Source organism: Arthrobacter sp. AIWTK1 (genome assembly GCF_056680535.1).
Genome location: NZ_CM155287.1, coordinates 428,170 through 447,393 on the forward strand (window position 1 = coordinate 428,170; position 19,224 = coordinate 447,393).

Annotated in this window: 16 protein-coding genes; 11 read left to right on the top strand and 5 right to left on the bottom strand. The window is 67.9% G+C overall.

The window, feature by feature from the left end; translation table 11 throughout:
- Positions 1 to 136: 136 nt before the first annotated feature.
- The 4 genes from AC1MDG_RS02065 to AC1MDG_RS02080 all read left to right on the top strand — a co-directional run bounded on the left by AC1MDG_RS02065 (position 137) and on the right by AC1MDG_RS02080 (position 4,887).
- Entirely contained in the window at positions 137 to 988 is an 852-nt protein-coding gene (locus AC1MDG_RS02065) for an IclR family transcriptional regulator (RefSeq protein WP_479807208.1), read from the top strand.
- Positions 989 to 1,192: 204 nt separating this feature from the next.
- A complete protein-coding gene (hutU, locus tag AC1MDG_RS02070; RefSeq protein WP_479807210.1) occupies positions 1,193 to 2,896 on the top strand; it encodes a urocanate hydratase in 1,704 nt (567 codons plus the stop codon).
- Positions 2,893 to 4,485 (top strand): histidine ammonia-lyase, encoded by a 1,593-nt coding sequence (hutH, locus tag AC1MDG_RS02075; RefSeq protein WP_479807212.1) that lies wholly within the window; start codon positions 2,893 to 2,895, stop codon positions 4,483 to 4,485. The genes hutU and hutH overlap by 4 nt, the downstream gene beginning before the upstream one ends.
- Before the next feature lie 165 nt (positions 4,486 to 4,650).
- Entirely contained in the window at positions 4,651 to 4,887 is a 237-nt protein-coding gene (locus AC1MDG_RS02080; protein ID WP_479807214.1) for a hypothetical protein, read from the top strand.
- Between the two features lie 21 nt (positions 4,888 to 4,908).
- On the opposite strand, the gene AC1MDG_RS02085 is transcribed toward AC1MDG_RS02080, so the two are convergent.
- On the bottom strand, positions 4,909 to 5,145 hold the full coding sequence (locus AC1MDG_RS02085; RefSeq protein ID WP_082049399.1) for a hypothetical protein: 237 nt from the start codon (positions 5,143 to 5,145) through the stop codon (positions 4,909 to 4,911).
- A gap of 149 nt (positions 5,146 to 5,294) precedes the next feature.
- Complete coding sequence (locus AC1MDG_RS02090; protein ID WP_479807215.1) at positions 5,295 to 5,819, bottom strand: cupin domain-containing protein; 525 nt, start codon at positions 5,817 to 5,819, stop codon at positions 5,295 to 5,297.
- A 69-nt stretch (positions 5,820 to 5,888) separates the two neighbouring features.
- Here AC1MDG_RS02090 and AC1MDG_RS02095 point away from each other — a divergent pair, with 69 nt between their 5' ends.
- Entirely contained in the window at positions 5,889 to 6,503 is a 615-nt protein-coding gene (locus AC1MDG_RS02095; protein WP_479807217.1) for a TetR/AcrR family transcriptional regulator, read from the top strand.
- 121 nt (positions 6,504 to 6,624) lie between these two features.
- Positions 6,625 to 8,610 (top strand): D-apionate lactonase family protein, encoded by a 1,986-nt coding sequence (locus AC1MDG_RS02100; RefSeq protein ID WP_479807219.1) that lies wholly within the window; start codon positions 6,625 to 6,627, stop codon positions 8,608 to 8,610.
- A gap of 15 nt (positions 8,611 to 8,625) precedes the next feature.
- Here AC1MDG_RS02100 and hutG read toward each other — a convergent pair whose 3' ends face one another.
- Together hutG and AC1MDG_RS02110 are read right to left on the bottom strand one after the other, a co-directional pair.
- The gene (gene hutG / locus AC1MDG_RS02105) at positions 8,626 to 9,612 is read right to left on the bottom strand and encodes a formimidoylglutamase (RefSeq protein ID WP_479807221.1); all 987 of its coding nucleotides are present in this window, start codon (positions 9,610 to 9,612) and stop codon (positions 8,626 to 8,628) included.
- A 175-nt stretch (positions 9,613 to 9,787) separates the two neighbouring features.
- A complete protein-coding gene (locus tag AC1MDG_RS02110) occupies positions 9,788 to 11,230 on the bottom strand; it encodes an NCS2 family permease (protein WP_043477402.1) in 1,443 nt (480 codons plus the stop codon).
- 113 nt (positions 11,231 to 11,343) lie between these two features.
- On the opposite strand from AC1MDG_RS02110, the gene AC1MDG_RS02115 reads away from it, so the two are divergent.
- The gene (locus tag AC1MDG_RS02115) at positions 11,344 to 11,979 is read left to right on the top strand and encodes a copper resistance CopC family protein (RefSeq protein WP_479807223.1); all 636 of its coding nucleotides are present in this window, start codon (positions 11,344 to 11,346) and stop codon (positions 11,977 to 11,979) included.
- Positions 11,980 to 12,045: 66 nt separating this feature from the next.
- Here AC1MDG_RS02115 and AC1MDG_RS02120 read toward each other — a convergent pair whose 3' ends face one another.
- Positions 12,046 to 12,687 (bottom strand): FAD-dependent monooxygenase, encoded by a 642-nt coding sequence (locus tag AC1MDG_RS02120; protein WP_479809001.1) that lies wholly within the window; start codon positions 12,685 to 12,687, stop codon positions 12,046 to 12,048.
- Positions 12,688 to 13,160: 473 nt separating this feature from the next.
- On the opposite strand from AC1MDG_RS02120, the gene AC1MDG_RS02125 reads away from it, so the two are divergent.
- From AC1MDG_RS02125 to AC1MDG_RS02140, 4 genes are all read left to right on the top strand, one after another.
- On the top strand, positions 13,161 to 14,192 hold the full coding sequence (locus AC1MDG_RS02125) for a universal stress protein (RefSeq protein ID WP_479807225.1): 1,032 nt from the start codon (positions 13,161 to 13,163) through the stop codon (positions 14,190 to 14,192).
- Between the two features lie 53 nt (positions 14,193 to 14,245).
- Positions 14,246 to 16,969, top strand: coding sequence for a PEP/pyruvate-binding domain-containing protein (locus tag AC1MDG_RS02130; RefSeq protein WP_479807227.1), 2,724 nt, complete (start codon positions 14,246 to 14,248; stop codon positions 16,967 to 16,969).
- A gap of 105 nt (positions 16,970 to 17,074) precedes the next feature.
- Positions 17,075 to 18,205: a LolA family protein gene (locus tag AC1MDG_RS02135; protein ID WP_479807228.1), complete on the top strand. Its 1,131-nt coding sequence runs from the start codon at positions 17,075 to 17,077 to the stop codon at positions 18,203 to 18,205.
- Complete coding sequence (locus tag AC1MDG_RS02140; protein WP_479807230.1) at positions 18,202 to 19,170, top strand: ABC transporter ATP-binding protein; 969 nt, start codon at positions 18,202 to 18,204, stop codon at positions 19,168 to 19,170. Before AC1MDG_RS02135 ends, AC1MDG_RS02140 begins: the two co-directional genes overlap by 4 nt.
- Positions 19,171 to 19,224 lie beyond the last annotated feature (54 nt).

The window sequence follows — 19,224 nt, forward strand, 5'->3', positions numbered from 1 at the left end:
CCCTGCCTTGGGGAATGTCTGGTATCCCGGACGCCCGTGTGGTTCGATTGCATGCCCGGGCACCCAGGAGTGGAGGACGCTTAAGTACGGGATACCGGACACCTGCAGGTGGCCGGCTGCGAACGATGGAGGACACATGGCGGACAACGAGTCGCCCCCGCAGGCAGCGCCAAAAGCGGCGTCAAAGCCGGCATCAAAGACGGCGGCGAAGGTGACGTCGAAAGTCCCGGCGGCCGAAAACACCCTCCGCATCCTCAAACTGCTGGCCTCCAAGCGCGGCCCCATGGCGGCGTCGAACATTGCCACCGCACTGGGCCTGCCGCGCTCAAGCGTCTACCATCTGCTCGGCGTGATGGAAGCCAACGGCTTCGTGATGCACCTGCACGAGGAGCAGCGGTACGGGCTGGGAATCAGCGCGTTTGAACTTAGCTCGGCCTACTCGAGACAGGAGCCGCTGTCCCGACTGGGCCGGCCGATGCTTGCCTCCCTGGTGGACGTCATCGGCGAAAGCGCGCACCTTGCGGTGCTCCACGGCCGCGACGTGCTGTACATCGTGGAAGAGCGCGCCAAGAACCGGCCGTCCCTGGTGACCGACGTCGGCGTCCGGCTGCCCAGCCACCTCACCGCCAGCGGACGGGCCATCCTGGCCGCGCTGCCCAAGTCGCAGGTCCGCGCGCTGTACCCCGATGCCGCGGCCTTCACCGCCCGGCACGACGTGGAGGGTGCCATTATGAAGTATTCGGCGCTGTCCTCGCACCTGGACCAGGTCCGGCAGCGCGGCTATGCCACCGAGCACGGTGAAGTGACCCCCGGATTCGGCTCGATTGCCGCCGCCGTGACGGACCACGTGGGATGGCCGACGGCGGCGGTCGCCGTGACCTTCCTCGAGGACAAGCTCCCGGCGGACCAATGGCCGGCCCTCGCGGCGCGTGTCCGGAAGGTGGCGGACGAACTCTCCGTCCGCATCCACGGCCGCCCCGCCAGCTAGCCTGCCCCCCATCCATCTAACTGACAATTTGCGTCGTTAAGCGCGCTTTTCGCGACGTTAACTGCCAGCCAGTTGGGCTTGGAGGGCGCGTCTGGAATTCCGGACAGCACCCTTCCGAAAGCTCTGTTTCCGCACCCGCGGACAGGCTTTAGTTGATACAGAACCTCTTCCCCCGAACCACCCGAAACAATGAAGGAGCCCCTCATGGCACCCGCCGATTTCACCACCGGTGCCCGCCCGGTCAAAGCAGCCCGCGGCACCGAGCTCACCGCCAAGAGCTGGCAGACGGAAGCCCCGCTGCGCATGCTCATGAACAACCTGGACCCCGAGGTGGCCGAACGTCCTGATGACCTGGTGGTCTACGGCGGTACCGGCCGCGCCGTCCGCAGCTGGGCCGCGTTCGACGCGATCACCCGCACCCTGGAAACCATGGAAAAGGACGAGACCCTGCTGGTCCAGTCCGGCAAGCCGGTGGGCGTTTTCCGCACCAACGAATGGGCGCCGCGGGTGCTGCTGGCGAACTCCAACCTCGTCGGCGACTGGGCCAACTGGCCCGAATTCCGCCGGCTCGAGGCCGAGGGCCTGATGATGTACGGCCAGATGACCGCCGGGTCCTGGATCTACATCGGCACCCAGGGCATCCTGCAAGGCACCTTCGAGACCTTCGCCGCGATCGCCCGCAAGCTCACCGGCGACGAAAACGGAACCCTCGCCGGCACCCTGACCCTCACCGGTGGCTGCGGCGGCATGGGCGGCGCCCAGCCGCTCGCCGTCACCCTCAACGACGGCGCCTGCCTGATCGTCGACGTCGACGAAACCCGCCTGCGCCGCCGCGCCGGCAAGCGCTACCTCGACGAGGTGGAAACCGACCTCGACGCCGCCATCGCCAAAGTGCTCAAGGCCAAGGAAGAGCGCCGCGGCTGGTCCGTCGGCTACGTCGGCAACGCCGCCGAGGTCTTCCCGGAGATCCTCCGCCGCCACAACGCCGGCGAGCTCACCGTGGACATCGTTACGGACCAGACCTCCGCGCACGATCCGCTGAGCTACCTCCCCGAGGGCATCACGGTGGAGGAATGGCACCGCGAGGCCGCTGCCGACCCCGAAGGCTTCACCAAGAAGGCCCAGGCCTCCATGGCCAAGCATGTCCAGGCCATGGTGGAGTTCCAGGATGCCGGCGCCGAAGTGTTCGACTACGGCAACTCCATCCGCGACGAGGCCCGCAAGGGCGGCTACAGCCGCGCCTTTGAATTCCCCGGCTTCGTCCCGGCCTACATCCGCCCGCTGTTCTGTGAGGGCCTCGGCCCGTTCCGCTGGGTGGCGCTCTCCGGCGACCCCGAGGATATCCGGGTCACCGATGAGGCCATCAAGGAACTGTTCCCGGAAAACAAGCACCTGCATCGCTGGATCGACGCCGCCGCCGAGCGCGTCGAGTTCGAGGGCCTGCCGGCGCGCATCTGCTGGCTGGGCTACGGCGAACGCGCCAAGGCCGGCCTGCTGTTCAACCAGCTCGTCAAGGAAGGCAAGGTCAAGGCCCCCATCGTGATCGGCCGCGACCACCTCGACTCCGGCTCCGTCGCCTCGCCGTACCGCGAGACCGAAGCGATGGCAGACGGCTCCGACGCCATCGCCGACTGGCCGCTGCTCAACGCCCTGCTCAACACCGCCTCCGGCGCCACCTGGGTCTCCATCCACCACGGCGGCGGCGTGGGCATCGGCCGCTCCATCCACGCCGGCCAGGTCTCGGTAGCCGACGGCACCGACCTCGCCGCGGAAAAACTCGAACGCCTGCTCACCAACGACCCCGGCATGGGCGTCATCCGCCACGCCGACGCCGGCTACGACCGCGCCGTCGAGGTCGCCAAGGAACGCGGCGTCCGCATCCCCATGAACGAAGGAACCACAAAGTGACTCTCACGACCCACGAACCGCTCACCGTCACCCTCGGCTCCAGCGGCGTCACCCCCGAGGACGTCGTCGCCGTCGCCCGCCACGACGCCAGGGTGACCATCTCCCAGGAAGCCCTGGACACGGTCGCCAAGGTGCGCGCCCACATCGATGACCTCGCCCACAGCGAGATCCCGGCCTACGGCATCTCCACCGGCTTTGGCGCGCTGGCCAACAGGCACATCCCCAACGAGCTCCGCACCCAGCTGCAGAAGTCGCTGATCCGCAGCCACGCCGCCGGCATGGGGCCGGCCGTGGAACGCGAAGTGGTCCGCTGCATCATGTTCCTGCGCGCCAAGACCCTCGCCTCCGGCCGCACCGGGGTCCGCCCGGTAGTGCTGCAGACCATGGTGGACGTCCTCAACGCCGGCATCACGCCGGTGGTCCGCGAATTCGGCTCGCTCGGCTGCTCCGGCGACCTCGCCCCGCTGTCCCACTGCGCCCTGGTGCTGATGGGCGAAGGCGAAGCGATGGGCCCTGATGGCGCGCTGTACGGGGCCAAAGGCGAAAGGCCCGTTGCCGAACTGCTCGCCGAACACGGAATCGAACCCGTCACGCTCGCCGAGAAGGAAGGGCTGGCCCTGGTCAACGGGACCGAGGGCATGCTGGGCATGCTTCTGATGGCCATCGCGGACATCCGCCAGCTGCTCACGACGGCGGACATCACCGCGGCGCTCAGCGTCGAGGCGCTGCTCGGCACCGACCAGGTGTTCCTGCCCGAGCTGCACGCGGCCCTCCGCCCGCACCCGGGCCAGGCTGCCTCTGCGGACAACATGCTCCGCGTGCTGTCCAACTCCCCGATCGTGGCCTCGCACCGGATCAACGACACCAAAGTCCAGGACGCTTACTCGCTGCGCTGCGCACCCCAGGTGGCGGGAGCCGTCCGCGACACCGTGGACCATGCTGCGCTGGTCGCTTCCCGCGAACTCGCCGCGGCCATCGACAATCCCGTGGTCCTGCCGGACGGCCGGGTGAGTTCCAATGGCAATTTCCATGGCGCCCCGGTGGCATACGTTTTGGATTTCCTGGCCATTACCGTGGCGGATTTGAGTTCCATTGCCGAACGCCGCACCGACCGCATGCTGGACCCTGCGCGTTCACACGGGCTGCCGGCGTTCCTGGCCGCAGACCCCGGCGTCGATTCCGGCCTGATGATTGCGCAGTACACCCAGGCCGGGCTGGTCTCGGACAACAAGCGGCTGGCCGTCCCGGCGTCGGTGGACTCGATCCCCAGCTCGGCGATGCAGGAGGACCATGTGTCCATGGGCTGGCACGCGGCCCGGAAGCTCCGCAAGGCCGTGGAGAACCTCCGCCGCGTCCTGGCCATCGAACTGGTCACGTCAGCGCGCGCCATCGACATGCGGACCCAGCTGTCCGGGGGAGAACTGACCCCGGGGCCGGCCGGAACCGCGGTCATTGCGGCGCTCCGCAACGTGGTGGACGGTCCGGGAACGGACAGGTTCCTGTCCCCGGAGCTGGAGGCCGCAGACCGGCTCGTCGCCTCGGGCGAGGTCCGCGCGGCGGCCGAATCCGCCGTCGGAATTCTGGCCTAAAAGTGAATATTGTGCATAAGGAATGACAATTTCCCGGCGCCCCCGAAATACTGCGCGACACAACAGGCGGGGGCCCGGGAATTGTAGTAGAACTAAAGATGTAGTGATGAAGCCCACACCAAAGATGTTGTGGCAAAAGAACATATACAAAGGGGTAGAAGTTCAATGAAAGCACGGGGGACGGTTCTGTCCAGGCGGGCGGCATTTGCTGCCACGGTTTCCGACTGGAGAACCCTCAAAGCAGGCGAGCGGGTCGAAATCCTCAAGCATGCGCATGTTGTGGCCGCAGGTGAAGTCGAGGAAATTTCCGTGAGTGGAAACGTGCTTTGGCTGGTGCCTTCGGGCCCGCTGGAAACCCAGCTCTTTATGAAGTCCGACGGCGTCCAGGTCCGCAGGATATAGGGCCAGGCGTAAGCCGCGGAGTTAGGCGGCGATGTCCTCGTAGGTCTCACCGAAGGGGACGGACTCGTCCAGGGCCACGGTGAACGCGCCCGGCTCGTGGCGGGTGACTCGGATGCCGCAGTTGCCATCCTCGACGGCTGCTCCGATGAGTTCCTTGACGGCGCTGTCCAGGCCGTCGTGGACCTCCTCGGCGGTCGAAAAGGTCAGGTGGATGGACCGAATGTCCGTGGTCTGGGATTCCATGGTGGCTGAGCTCATTGCAGGACTTTCTCTAAAATATGTGCCGGTTGGCATCAGTCCATTCTACCGTCGATGTCAAGATACGTAAGATGTCTGGCATTTGTCCCCCCGGGCTTCGGGTGCACCGAAGCCCGGGGGGACAACCTGTTTAAGGCTCGCTCGGGCCGTCAGCGTGAGCCGAACGGCGGCGGCCCCAGGAGTTCGATCCCGCCGTTCTTGCGTGCCGACTCCTGCACCTTGGAGAAATCCACGGGGCCGTCCCCGGCGTCAGTGTCCAGCGGGGTGCTCGCGTCCCAATAGAAGGCCTGGCAGCACCCCGGCGTGTGCAGGCACAGCATCCGGGCATGCGGAGAAGTGACCATAAAGGCGTGGGGGACACCCCGGGGCGCAACCACCAGTCCGCCCTCGCGGATCCGGTGTTCCGTTCCGTCCAGGTGCATCAGGATCTCGCCCTCCAGGATGAACATGGTTTCGTCTGAATCGGGATGCGTATGCAGCGGGGTCATTTTGCCGCCGGTCATCTGGTCTTCGAACATCATGAAGGCCCCGCCGGTCTCCTCGGCCTTGGCTTTCCAGACGTGCACGCCGCCGCCGAAGAACCAGCGCCGTTCACCCTGCTCCCGTCCCCGGATGAAGGCTGCGGGCTGAACGACTACAGAGCTGTGGGCTGCGGGGCTGTGGGCTGTGTCCATGGGACTGCCTCTTTACTGAGTGTTTATGGGACTTATGTCCCATAACAAGACTGGAGTACCATAAGGTCCATGTCAACCCCCTATCAGGCCGGCGGGCGAACGGGCCAGAAACAACGGACGTTCCGGGCGCTGGTGGCGGCTGCCCGGGAGGCGGTGGCCGCGGGCCGCACCCCCACGGTGGATGACGCTGCCGTTGCCGCCGGTGTCGCCCGCAGTACCGCCTACCGCTATTTTCCGAGCCAGCGGGAGCTGTTGGCAGCCGCGCATCCGGAGACCGCGCGGACATCCCTCCTTCCGCCCGATGCACCGGAGGACCCCGCCGCCCGGCTGGACGCCGTCGTGCTCGAGTTCACGCAGCTGATCGTCCGGACGGAAGCGCAACAACGCACCATGCTCCGGCTCTCACTTGAGGAGGCCAAGGAGGATCCGCCGCTGCCGTTGCGGCAGGGCAGGGCCATTGCCTGGATCGAGGAGTCCCTGCTCCCGCTTCGTAGCAACTGGTCGCCGGAGGACGTGCGGGCGCTGGCCTTGACCATCCGCAGCGCGATCGGCATCGAGGCCCTTGTCTGGCTCACGGACATCGGCGGCCTCTCACGGGAGCAGGCCGTGGCGTCCATGCGGTGGTCCGCGCAGGCGCTGCTGCGCCAGTCGGTAACATCGGGGCCGCCCCCGCATCCGGCCTGACGGGCAGTAAGCCCTGACGGACGGCCATTGAGCCCCCGCGCCTCTTCCGATATCGTCAAGTCCACAGGACCGGCCCGGGGTCAGCTGGGCGCAGTCACCAGCCACCAGAGAGCAGCCTCCCGTGTCTACCGAGCACTCCGCAACACTGTCCGCCCCGGCGGCATCCGACCAGCGCCCGCCGCTCGAACAGCGCCTTGATCCGCAGATCCGCAAGCTCGCGGTGGGCGTCTGGACGGCGGAGCTGATCGGGGACGAGCTGGCAAACATCAGCTACGGGGGCCGGCCCGTGCTCCGTGCCGTCAAGGCCGTGGTGCGGGACCACGAATGGCGCACCTTTGCGCCGTCGGTGCGGGATGTCGCGGAACTGAAGGACGACGACGGCATCAGCCTCCGGATCCACGTTGACTACGCAGCACCTGATGCAGCACCTGACGCGGAGGCCGCCAGCCCGGACGCGCCCGGCACAGCCGCCGGCCCGGCCTACGAAGCCATGCTGATGCTCCGGATCACCCCGGCCACGGTCGAAGTATCGTTCTCCGGCCGGGCGAAGACGGCGTTCCGGCGCAACCGGATCGGCCTGGTGGTCCTCCATCCCACCAGCGAAGCCGGACGGGACGTCAACGTGGTGTCCCCGGACGGCACCGCGACCAGCGGCGCCTTTCCCGTGGACATCAGGCCCGACCTGGTCTTCACGGATATTTCCTCGCTGGAATGGGCCGACGCCGGCACCGCGTTTGACCTTGGCATCTCCGGCGACATCTTCGAGACCGAGGACCAGCGGAACTGGAGCGATGGTTCCTTCAAGACCTACAGCACCCCCTCCGCGGCGCCCATCCCGGTGGACGTTGCCGCGGGCGACACCGTGAACCAGTCGGTCAGCATCGAGGCCCTCAGCATCGAGACGCCGGACAACCCCTTCCGTGAAAGCCACGAACAAGCGGCCTTCACGGTGGGCGAACCGGCGGGAACCGTTCCGGCGCTTGCCGTGTCCGTGGACTCAACGGAAGCGGACTCCACGGAATTGCCTGCCGGCAGCCCCGGGGAACGGCCGCAGCTGCCCGGCCTCGACGCCGTCCTGGTGGAACTGTACGAGCCCCGGGAACAGTGGCCCGCCAAGCTTGCCGCCGCGGCCCGTGAGGCGGACCGCCATGGCGCAGCGCTGGACGTGCGGGTGGTCTCCGACTCCGCCGACGGAGTTGCGGAGGCCCTCGGCAGCGCTCTGGGCGGGCAGCTGTCACGGATCGTCCGGCTGGGGTTGTTCCACCCCGGGACGCAGTGCACCGATCCGGCGGCGTTTGGTGCACTGAAGGCTTCGCTAAGCGAGGCAGGCTTCAGCGGGCAGTTCCTGGCCGGCACCCGTTCCCATTTCACCGAACTCAACCGCTGGATTTCCGGCAGCAGTGACGGCAGCCCCGTCCCGCAGGACGCCGACGCGCTGACGTTCAGCCTCGCGCCGCAAGTCCACAGCACGGAGGTTCCCCACATCGTGGAGACCGTGCCCGTCCAGCGGCTCGCCGCGGCCAACGCCCTGAAGCTCGGCGACGGGCGTCCGGTCTACGTGGGCCCCGTTACGCTGAAGCCCAGGCTTCACGCCCCGGACCAGCAGGCCGCCGGCGATGAACTCCAGGACCACAGCTTCACCGCGGCGTGGATGTTGGCCAGCCTCGCAGCCCTCACCATAGACGGCGTCGCCTCCGTGACGTACTTCGAAGCCGCGCCGCCGCGTGGCATCACCGCTGCGGACGGCACACTCAACCCCGCGGGGGAGCTGCTGCAAAAGCTCGCCGCGTGCAAGGGGGACCCGGTGCTGGCCGCGGCACCTGTGGCTTCGCACCGGCCGGAAGGAACGAGCGCCCTGACCGTCTACCCGGTACAGTCGGCTGCCGGGCTGCAGCTGTTCATCGGCAACCTCAGCCCGCGCGAGGCCACAGCCCGGCTCAACCTTCCGGGCGGTTCCGCGCCGGGCGCGGCCGACGTGGCGGTCATCGGGGCCTCCGCGGGGGCCCGCGCCCAGGCAATGCCAGCGGAGGCGTCATCACCGGACGACGGCGCCCTGGCGGTAACGCTGGCACCGTGGGCCACCGCCGTCGTCACCTTCCGGGACTGACGGCAGGCGACTGAACTAGCCCAACAGCGTGTTGACCAGCCGCGCGGCCACCTTGGCCGTGCGCTGGTCGATGTCGAACTTCGGGTTCAACTCGGCCACGTCCAGGTGCAGCAGCTTCCCGCTGGCAGCCACCTGGCGGCACACGGCACTGATCACGGGCAACGGAACCCCGTACGCGGCGGGCGCGCTGACTCCCGGGGCCACGGCGGCGGGCAGGACGTCCAGGTCGATGGTCAGGTAGAGCACGTCCACGGTGTCCAGGAAGTCGGCCACGAACTGCCGGGTGGCGTCAGCCGTGCAGTCCTCGTCGAGAAGGTACTTCACGCCCAGCCGTTCAGCGGTCTTGAATAGCACGCGGGTGTTGTTGGGTTCGGAGATCCCCACGACGGCGTAGTTCAGTGTGCGTTCGGCGGCTTCCTCGGCCCGGGCCATCTGCAGGAAGGGTGTGCCGGAGGACGGCTCCGGTGCGTCGCGGAGGTCGAAGTGTGCGTCCAGGTTCAGCACGCCCAGCCGCTTCCCGCCGCGCACGGCTTCGGATCCGGCCACGCCCAGGTAGCTGGCGAATGCGGTCTCGTGGCCGCCGCCCAGCAGCACGGTGAGGTTGCCGGCGTCGAGCATTTCCGAAACAGCCAGCCCGGCACGGGCCTGGCCGGCCTCCAGCGCGTTGTCCTTGACGGTCACATCGCCGGCGTCGAACACGTCCCGCGGTAGGTGGAACGCGAGCGGACCCAGCGCGGCCCGGATGGCACCGGGGGCTGCGGCGGCGCCCACCCGGCCCTTGTTGCGCAGCACTCCCGCGTCGCTGCAGAAACCGAGAATGACGGCGGGGCGCCGGCCTGACTCCGGCGTGCCGGTCTGCAGGTGTTCCGGCAGCGGGGCGGCAGTCTCGTGGCGATACGGCGTGACCGCCTGCCACCATCGGCGGTGCTCGGCGCCGTCGCCGTCGAAACGGCCCCTCCAGGTGACCGGCGGGATATCGACTGTGAGCGCTGTGTGGGGCATACTCCAAGCTCACCGCAGCGGAGCCCCGAAAACCAGCCCTGCCGCCGTCGGACTGTCTCAAATCCCGGACATCATGCTTAAACAGCGCCGAGATGGCACGTCACGGCAATGTTCCTGAAGAACACTGCCGCGAAGTGCCATCTCGGGCGGGCGGGAGAGAGGAGCCGGGGAGCCCCTAGTGGATGCCGATCGCCTGCTCGATGGGCCCGATGCCGAAGAACAGCAGGAACGCGGCGGCCACGGCCCACATCAGCGGGTGGATGTCCCGCACGCGGCCCTGGAACGTGCGGATCAGCACGTACGCGATGAAGCCGGCGCCCAGGCCGTTGGCGATCGAGTAGGTGAACGGCATCAGGGTGAACGTGAGGAACGCGGGGATGGCGATGCCCCAGTCCTGCCAGTCGATCTTGCCCACCTGCGAAACCATCATGAAGCCCACCACCACCAGGGCGGGAGCCACCGCCTCGAACGGGACCAGGTTGATCAGCGGCGTGAAGAACATGGCCACCAGGAACAGCAGGCCGGTGACGATCGAGGCCACGCCCGTGCGTGCGCCCTCGCCGATGCCCGCGCCGGATTCCACGTAGATCTGGTTGGAGGAGACAGACGCGCCGCCGCCCACGATCGCTCCGAGCGCGTCAACCTGCAGCACGCGGTCCACATCCGGGATGTTGCCGTCCTTGTCCACGGTGCCGGCTTCATTGGCCAGGCCCACCATGGTGCCCATGGCGTCGAAGAAGATGCTCAGCAGGATCACGAAGGCCAGCAGCGTCGCGGCTACGAAGCCGAGGTGTTCGAACGCGCCGATCGGGTTGGCCTTGCCGATTAGTGACAGGTCGGGCGCCGCCCACTCGGTGAACTTGGGTGCCACCAGGGACCAGCCCTGCGGGTTGAAGTTCTTGCCGTCGAAGCTGGGGCCGATGTGCAGGGTGAATTCCAGGATGACGGACAGGATGGTGGAGGCGATGATGCCGATCAGGATGGCGCCCTTGACCTTGCGGACCAGCAGGCCGATGGTCAGGATGAGCCCGAAGACGAACACTGCCGTGGGCCAGCCCAGGAGCTTGCCGTCAAAGCCAAGGCCCACCGGGACCGTGGTGCCCGCGGCGTCCGGGATGCGGCGCACAAACCCGGCGTTGACCAGTCCGATCAGGGCAATGAACAGGCCGATGCCCACCACGATTGCAGTCTTGAGGCCGTCCGGAACAGCCTTGAACACGGCGGTCCGGAATCCTGTGAGCACCAGGATCAGCATGGTGATGCCGGAGAGGACAACCAGGCCCATCATGTCCGGCCAGGTCAGGCCGGGATTCGTTGCCACGGTGACAGCCACGAAGGCGTTCACGCCCAGCCCGGTGGCCATGGCGAACGGGTGCCTGGCCCAGGCGCCCATGAGGATGGTCAGGATGCCTGCGGCAAAAGCGGTGACTGCGGCGACGGCCGGGAAGCCCAGGGTTGCGCCGCTGGAGTCAGGTCCGGAGAGGATCAGGGGATTCAGCACCACGATGTAGCTCATGGCGAAGAACGTGGCAAAGCCTCCGCGGATCTCGCGGGAGAAATTTGACCCCCGCTCGGAAATCTTGAAGTACCGGTCCAGTGCAGAGCCCTGCTTAAGCATTAGTCCTCCGGGGGAGAGTGTTGGGGATTACTTGAATCCTAGTAGGTTGCCGGGTTGCGACCCCGCGATTTCGCCTAGTCTGTAAGGAAGCCAACACACAGGAGTAGCACCGCATGCGTTCCATCCGCCACCTGCTGAGCGCCCTCGTCGGGGCACTGTTTTTCACCGCCGCCGTGCTGTCCGCAGCGGTGCCCGCCTCAGCCCACGACGCCGCAGAGTCCAGCAGCCCGGCCCAGGGAGCCACCGTGGCCACTCCTCCGGAGAAGGTGTCCGTGACCTTCAACAAGGACCCGCTGGCCCTCGGTTCGCAGATCCAGGTCAAGGATGCGGCAGGCACCAACTGGGCGGAGGGCCCGGTGGAAATCGTGGACAACGTGGCATCGCAAAAGCTGCGCGCAGGTGCCCCGGCCGGGGAATTCACTGTGGTGTGGCGCGTGGTCAGTTCCGATTCGCACCCGATCGAGGGAACCTTCACATTCACGGCCACGGCCGCTGCGCCGGGTTCCGGGGCTGCTAGCTCAACGCCGGGAGGTTCGACGACGGCGGGACAGGTCCCCACGGCCGGTACCGCGCAGCCCGGCACCACCACCGCGCCAGAGCAGGCGCCCGACGCCTCGGAGCCGTTCCCCTGGAGCCTGGTGCTTTTCGCCGGAACTGCCCTGGGCATCCTCGTGGCGCTGGGCGTGCTGGCGAAGCGCAACCTCAAGTCCGCTGACGGCGACGACGGCGACGCCGGCGACGAGCGGTAGGTCCGGACGGTCACCGGACCCGGCGGGGCGGCGGGGGACGGCGACGGCGTCGGGCGCTAAGCGTGGTCAGTTCAGCAGAGCCGCGGACGGCAGTGCGGCGAAGCTTCCCGTGAGCACTGACGGAACGCTGTCCGGATAGACCTTGGTGGATATCGCCTGCCCTACAACCTTGGCCTGGCGGAGCACTTCCTTAGGCGTAGGAGTGATGAGTTCGCCCACGCCGACGAGGTACATGCCGATGGCCCGCATGGCCGCCGCCAGGTTCTGGCCCAGTGCCAGCCCCAGGTCCGCGAGCATGCGGCGCAACTGGCTGTGCGCGCCCCGGGTCAGGACAATGTGGTGGGCCAGCAGGACGCCGTCCGGCGTGTGGACGGCCCACTGATGCACGGAGGGCTCGGAGAGCCCGGTGCCTAGCAGGTTCAACTGGACGGCGCGGGTGTTGGGGCGGATGTCCAGGTTGTGGCTGCTGGCGTAGTTCCTCAGGTGCCGGAGGATTTCGTTGCGCTCCTGCATGGTGGTGGAATTCGGCGCGTCACAACGCGGCAGGGACACGGTATTGGCGGACTGGATTCCGCCGAGGGTTTCGAGAGCATCCACGGTGATGGAATCCACGCCGCGCCGCCGGAGCTCGCTGGCGATAGCCAGGCCCGGAAGCCCTGAGCCGATGATCACCGTGGTGGTCTGCTCGGTCCCACCATAAATTGGCATGCTCGACACTGCTCGTTCCTCCTCGAATGGTTCACTGTGCAGGCCTCGTACCCCTGCACCTTCCGAAACCCCCAAAGTCCGGCCGCCGCGCGTAAAGCTGTCACTGTGTTCTGAAACACATATCTCAGTTTCGCAACGCCTCGACAATACAGAACTTTTCGAGCTCTGGATAGCCCTTGCCGGACAATGGCTACCCCAACAATCTCACACTTGTAATTCGGCTCATCGGAGGTGGGATCTCTATGTTTCGGGGCGGTTAAAAGTGGGAGCCTGCTTGGATGTCCACAGCCTCTCCGGCAGCCTCCTGAGCACTGGAAGTAGGGTGCTTGCTTACTGTTTGGGAACCGAGAATAGTGGGCTAAAAGAGCGGATTTCCGGCCAAAAGCAGGTCCTGGCTCCGCGTTCACGCGGCGGACGTACACTTCTGGCAGAATAGCGGCAACATCAGGCAGTATCGCGAGGAGGCGGACCCCATGGGCCGAGATCAGGTGCACCCGTCAAGGGATGACGACGGCGGTTCCCCCGCCCCCGAGGGGATCGTGGTGGGCGTGGACGGTTCCGACCACAGCCAGTGCGCCCTCGTCTGGGCAGCCCGCGAAGCTGAGCGTCGCCACCGCCCGCTGCATATCGTGACCGCATACTCCGTGCCGATCTTTGCGGCGTCCGGCCTGGACGGCGGCTACGCCACCGTTGACGACTCAGTAATCCGCGAGGGTGCCGAGGCCATCCTCAAGCAGGCGCTGGACAAGGTGGCTCCCTACGACATCGACGTTGACGCTTCCGTGGAGAACGGCGACGCCTCGGGCGTGCTGCTTGAAATGTCCGAAACCGCCGAACTGCTGGTGTTCGGCACCCGCGGCCGGGGCGGCTTCGTCGGCAGGCTGCTTGGCTCGGTGAGCAGCGCCCTGCCGGCGCACGCAAAGTGCCCCACCGTTACCGTGCCGCTGATCTGCGCGGACCGCCTGGGCGAGACCACGGACGACAGGCACGTCAAGGCCGAGCGGGCCAAGTCCGGCCACCAGCCGGTGGAACACGTGGTGGTAGTGGGCGTTGACGGTTCAGAGCAGGCCCGCATTGCCGTTCTGGAGGCCGCGGACCAGGCCGAACGGCTGGGCGCGCCGCTTCGCGTGGTGTGCGCCGTGCCGCAGTACAGCGGTTCACTGGCGTGGGTCCCTGCCCCCATGGACCGGGAGGCCCTGTTTGCCGACATCCGCGTCCAGCTCGACGCCGGAGTGGCCTGGCTGAAGAGCCACTATCCCAAGCTGACCGTGGAAACGCAGTTCGTGGACGGTTCCCCCATCGACGTGCTGGTTGAAGCCAGCCGGCACGTGGAATTGGTGGTTGTGGGAACGCGCGGACGCGGGGGATTCACCGGAATGCTGCTGGGCTCGACGTCGGACGGCATCCTCCACCACGCCAAGGGGCCGGTGCTGGTGGTTCCGGACCGGGACGACCCTCGGCTCGCCGACCGTGCCAGCTTCGGGCCCATGCTCGGCGCGGCCTGACCCGTCCTCACTCTCCAGCACGTCCGCCCGGCGCACGCACCAGGAGGCCATCAGTGAGCCAGACCAGCACCCCGGACGCGTCCGCGGACAGTCTGGTGCTGGGCCTGGAGCAGATCAACGCCGGAATGCTGTTGCGGGTGGGCGGCAAGGCCGCCAACCTGGGTGAAACCACAACAGCCGGGCTGCCTGTTCCGCCGGGCTTCTGCCTGACCACGGACGCCTACCGGCAGGCGGTGGGTTCCGCGGGGCTCGAAGACGTGCACCGCGCGCTGGCCGCCACCGGTGCCCATGAACTGGCGGCCCTCGCCGGGCTGGCGGCCCGGGCGCGCGAACTCATCCTGCGCGTGGACATTCCGCCGGAGATCGCTCGTGCGGTCCTGGACTACTACGCCGCGCTGGGGACGGACGTACCGGTGGCCGTGAGGTCTTCGGCGACGGCCGAGGACCTGCCCTTCGCCAGCTTCGCCGGGCAGCAGGACACCTACCTGAACGTGGTGGGCGCCGACGCCGTCCTCGAGGCTGTCCGGCGGTGCTGGGCGTCACTGTGGACGGACAGGACGGTGGCCTACCGGGCCACGCACGGGATCAGCCCGTCAACAGTGGCGCTCGCGGTGGTGGTCCAGCGCATGGTGGATGCCGCCGTCGCGGGGGTCCTGTTCACGGCGAACCCGGTGACGGGACGGCGCCATGAGGCTGTCATCGATGCCAGTCCCGGGCTGGGCGAGGCCGTGGTTTCCGGAGCGGTGAATCCGGACCACTTCGTAGTGGACTCTGCCACCAGGGAGATTCTGGAACGGCGCCCCGGGGACAAGGGAATCGCCATCAGGCCGCTCACCGGGGGCGGCACCGAACGGATCATGCTCGCACCGGATCCGGCCCCTTCACTGAGCGATGCCCAGATCCGTGCCCTTGCGGCGCTGGGCAGCCGGGTGGAGCTCCACTACCGGGCGCCGCAGGACATCGAATGGGCCATCGACGCGGCGGACAAGCTCTGGCTGGTGCAGTCCCGGCCCATCACCACGCTGTACCCCCTGCCGGACCCCCGTCCCGATCTGCCGGCCGCTGAAGGAACACGCGTGTTCCTGTGCTTCAGCCTTGCCCAGGGGCTCACACGCCCCCTCACGCCGATGGGCATGGCCGGTTTCCGGCTGATCGCGTCCTCCGTTGCCCGTGCAGCCGGCTTTGAGGTGCCCGAGCCGCGGAACGGTCCTGCACCCTACCGGCAGGCAGGGCAGCGTCTCTTCTTTGATCTCACACCGGTGGTCCGCAGCAACGTGGGCCGCGCCATCGTGCCCCGGGTCTTCGACATCATGGAAGCCAGGTCCGCCACGGTGCTCCGCCGGCTTTTCGCAGACCCGCGGTTCACGGTGACCATCAGGTCCCCGTGGCCACTGCTCCGGCACGTGGTCCCGGTCGCGGCGAAGGCCGGGGTACCGGAGTCGCTGCTCCGGGCACTGCTCCGTCCGGAGTCGGCGCTCCGGCGCGTTGACAGTCTCGGCGAGCGGCTCCGGGCCGCCCTCATGGTTCCTTCCTCAGCCACCCCGGCGGAACGGCTCAACCATGCCGAGCGTATCCTCGGTGAGGAACTCTTTCCCATCGTCCCGGCAGTGCTGCCGCTGCCTGCCCTGGGGTTTGCCCTGCTGGCCGTCGCCGGGAAACTTGCCGGGCGGGGCGCGGAGTCAGGCGAGTTGCAGGCCGTTCTTCGCGGGCTCCCCAACAACGTGACCACGGAGATGGACCTGGCGCTCTGGCAGCTCGCCACGGACATCCGCGCCCACCCCGGTGCGGCCGCAGTCTTTGAGGAGTCATCCCCGCCGGAATTGGCGCGGCGGTACCGCTCAGGCGGGCTTCCCGCCGTCGTGCGGTCCGGGCTGGCGGGTTTCCTGGCACGGTACGGCCACCGGGCCGTCGCGGAAATCGACCTCGGCATGCCCCGCTGGTCAGACGACCCCGCGCACATCCTCGGAGTCCTGGCGAACTACCTCAAACTCGACGATCCGGCCTTGGCCCCGGACCGGCAGTTCGCCAAAGCCGCCCGCGAGGCGGACGTCCAGATCGCGCGGCTGGTGGCAATTGCGGGGAGCAGGGGCGGTCCGGCGGGCAGGCTCCGCGCCCGCATCGTGCGGGGCGCGCTGGAGCGGACCCGGCTGTATGCCGGGCTGCGCGAACTGCCGAAGTACTACCTCGTCGAGGCCTTGGCCTCGGTGCGGAGGCAGCTCACGGCGGTAGGGGCGGAACTTGCGGCGGCCGGCAGCATCGCCGAAGCCGATGACATCTTTTTCCTCGACTTCCCCGAAGCCCACCGGGGCCTGGCCGGGGCGTCGCTGCGGGAGGTCGTGGCCGAACGCCGGGAGGCCTACGATGCCGAATTGGACCGGCGCCGCATTCCCCGGGTACTGCTTTCGGACGGAACGGAACCTGAGGCGCTGCAGGCGGCCGGCACGGGTGCCGCAGCGGGCGTCCTGTCCGGTACGCCGGCCTCAGCCGGAACCGTCACGGCCAAGGCCCGCGTCATCCTCGACCCTCAGGGCGCCGCGCTGGAGCCCGGAGAGATCCTGGTGGCCCCGTCAACCGATCCCGGGTGGACGCCCTTGTTCCTCACCGCCGGCGGCCTCGTGATGGAAATGGGCGGCCCCAATTCCCATGGCGCGGTGGTGGCGCGGGAGTACGGAATCCCCGCCGTCGTGGGTGTCCCGGACGCCACCTCCGCCATCAGCACAGGGCAGGTCATTACGCTCGACGGCGGCGCCGGTACCGTCGCGCCGTCGGCAGGCTGACGGGCTCCGGAGCAAACGCGGGACAGCAATGTCCAAAGGGGTGTACCGGGCCAGTCCGAAGCGTACTCTGGAATCAATAAGCTGCAATGTTGGAGCGGAGTTGTCATGACCAGAAAGTGGCTGCGGTGGATGCCCGCCGCCGCCGTGCCCGCCGTTATTGCCGCCGCTGCGCTGGCCGGGTCCGTGCCCGCAAGCGCGGGCGACCCCCTGCCCGCGAAAACGCAGGAAGAAGTCCTGGCGCTGGTGGCGCAGCACGCTGCTCCGTCCCTCTCCGGGACCCTGGAGCAGACGTCCCAACTCGGCCTGCCCGCACTGCCGCAGACCGGGCCGTCCGCCGGAAGCGACGCCGCCTCTGTCCTGGAACTCCTCAGTGGCCCGCACACCGCACGTGTCTTCACGGACGGACCAGACAACATGCGGGTCCAGGTGCTGGACCGCCTGGCTGAACGCAATGCCGTGCGCAGCGGAGACCAGGTGTGGCTCTACAGCTCCAAGGACAACACCGCCACCCACCTGACCCTCCCCGCCGATGCCGGCCGGCACAAGGATTTCAGCCAGTTCAAGCATCCGGGTGCCGGCACCGACGGTGTGATGCCGACGCCGGAGGCCCTGGCCGCGCGGCTGCTTGCCGCCGCCGATCCCACAACTGAAATTGCAGTGCTTCCGGAGGTTACCGTTGCGGGCCGGGCGGCCTACAACCTGACGATCACGCCACGGACGGAAGGTACCTTGATCGGTTCGGTGGCCATCGCGGTTGACGGACAGAGCGGCCTGCCGCTCAGCGTGGAACTGAAGGCCCGCGGCCAGGAAGAACCGGCCTTCAAGCTGGCGTTCACCAGCCTGTCCCTTGAAGCTCCGGACGCCGCGCTGTTCGCCTTCAGCCCGCCGCCTGGTGCCACTGTCAAGGAGATTGACGTGCCCGCCCACGGTACCGAGCCTCATGCGGCGGTGCCCGGCTCCGTTCCTGGACCGATGGATCGCCATGGCGGGCTCCCGAAGCCCACGGTGACCGGTACCGGCTGGGAGAGCGTAGTTGAGTTCCCTGCCAGCCCGGGGTCAACGGAGGCCGGTGCGATGGCATCCAACGATCCGCTGCTTCAGCAGGCCACTGTTGCGGTGCCGGGCGGACGGCTCTTCAGCACCGCCGTCGTGAACGTGCTGTTGACCGATGACGGGCGCGTCTTCGCCGGGTCTGTTCCCGCGGAGCGCCTGCTGACCGCTGCCGCCGCGAGGTGACAGCCGCGGGCCGGCGTGTCGATCTGGCCATAGAGACGCGCGGCCTCAGCAAACGGTTCGGCCATCAATTGGCAGTGGACGGGGTCAACCTCGCCGTCCCGAGTGGTTCTGTCTTCGGTTTCCTGGGACCGAACGGCTCCGGCAAGACCACCACCATCCGCATGATGCTGGGCCTCGCCGGAGCCACGGAAGGCTCCGTCAGCGTGCTGGGGCTGGCGATGCCGGACCGTTTCCACGAGGTCCTGCCGCGCGTGGGTGCCCTGGTGGAAGGTCCCGCGTTCTATCCGTTCCTTTCCGGGGCAGCCAATCTTCGGCGCCTCGATGCCGCGGACCCCTATGCGGCAGCCTCTACGCGGAGTGCCCGGGTGGAGGCCGCGCTGGAACGAGTGGGCCTCTCGCACGCCGCCGGAAAGAAAGTCCGCGCGTATTCGCTCGGCATGAAACAGCGCCTGGGAATCGCCAACGCCCTCCTTTCGCCCCGGGAACTGCTGGTGCTCGACGAGCCCACCAACGGCCTGGACCCGCAGGGAACCCGCGAAGTGCGCTCGCTGGTGCGCTCCCTCGCGGCCGACGGCGCCACGGTCTTCGTCTCCAGCCACCTGCTGGCCGAAGTGGAGCAGATCTGCACCCACGCGGCCATCATGAGTGCTGGGCGGCTGGTGGCGCAGGGAACGCTTGCCCAACTGCGCGACGCAGGCAAGGCCCGGATCCGCCTGGTAACTCCCGACGCCGGACTGGCCGAGGGTGTCTTCGCCAGCTTGGGAATGAGTCCTGCAGGGGGCCGGAGCAACGGGGCGCTGGTTTACGGCGACGGCGGGCAGGAGGGCGAGGTGGTGGAACCTGAAGCCGTGGTAGCCGCCCTGGTGGCTGCCGGGGTGCGGGTCCGCGGCTTCGCGGTGGAGCAGGGCAGCCTGGAAGACCGGTTTGTGGCGCTGACGGGGGAGGGGTTCGACATTGCCCAGTAACAACATCACCAGGGCGTCCGGATGGCCGCTGCTGGCCTCCGAACTGAGTGTTCT

What these genes read in the sequence shown, in the direction of transcription:
- hutU (WP_479807210.1), top strand. Translation starts at nt 1,193, where the DNA reads ATGGCACCCGCCGATTTCACCACCGGTGCCCGCCCGGTCAAAGCAGCC.
- AC1MDG_RS02080 (WP_479807214.1), top strand. Translation starts at nt 4,651, where the DNA reads ATGAAAGCACGGGGGACGGTTCTGTCCAGGCGGGCGGCATTTGCTGCC.
- AC1MDG_RS02065 (WP_479807208.1), top strand. Translation starts at nt 137, where the DNA reads ATGGCGGACAACGAGTCGCCCCCGCAGGCAGCGCCAAAAGCGGCGTCA.
- AC1MDG_RS02085 (WP_082049399.1), bottom strand. Translation starts at nt 5,145, where the DNA reads ATGAGCTCAGCCACCATGGAATCCCAGACCACGGACATTCGGTCCATC.
- AC1MDG_RS02125 (WP_479807225.1), top strand. Translation starts at nt 13,161, where the DNA reads ATGGGCCGAGATCAGGTGCACCCGTCAAGGGATGACGACGGCGGTTCC.
- hutG (WP_479807221.1), bottom strand. Translation starts at nt 9,612, where the DNA reads ATGCCCCACACAGCGCTCACAGTCGATATCCCGCCGGTCACCTGGAGG.
- AC1MDG_RS02115 (WP_479807223.1), top strand. Translation starts at nt 11,344, where the DNA reads ATGCGTTCCATCCGCCACCTGCTGAGCGCCCTCGTCGGGGCACTGTTT.
- AC1MDG_RS02110 (WP_043477402.1), bottom strand. Translation starts at nt 11,230, where the DNA reads ATGCTTAAGCAGGGCTCTGCACTGGACCGGTACTTCAAGATTTCCGAG.
- AC1MDG_RS02095 (WP_479807217.1), top strand. Translation starts at nt 5,889, where the DNA reads ATGTCAACCCCCTATCAGGCCGGCGGGCGAACGGGCCAGAAACAACGG.
- AC1MDG_RS02135 (WP_479807228.1), top strand. Translation starts at nt 17,075, where the DNA reads ATGACCAGAAAGTGGCTGCGGTGGATGCCCGCCGCCGCCGTGCCCGCC.
- AC1MDG_RS02090 (WP_479807215.1), bottom strand. Translation starts at nt 5,819, where the DNA reads ATGGACACAGCCCACAGCCCCGCAGCCCACAGCTCTGTAGTCGTTCAG.
- AC1MDG_RS02120 (WP_479809001.1), bottom strand. Translation starts at nt 12,687, where the DNA reads ATGCCAATTTATGGTGGGACCGAGCAGACCACCACGGTGATCATCGGC.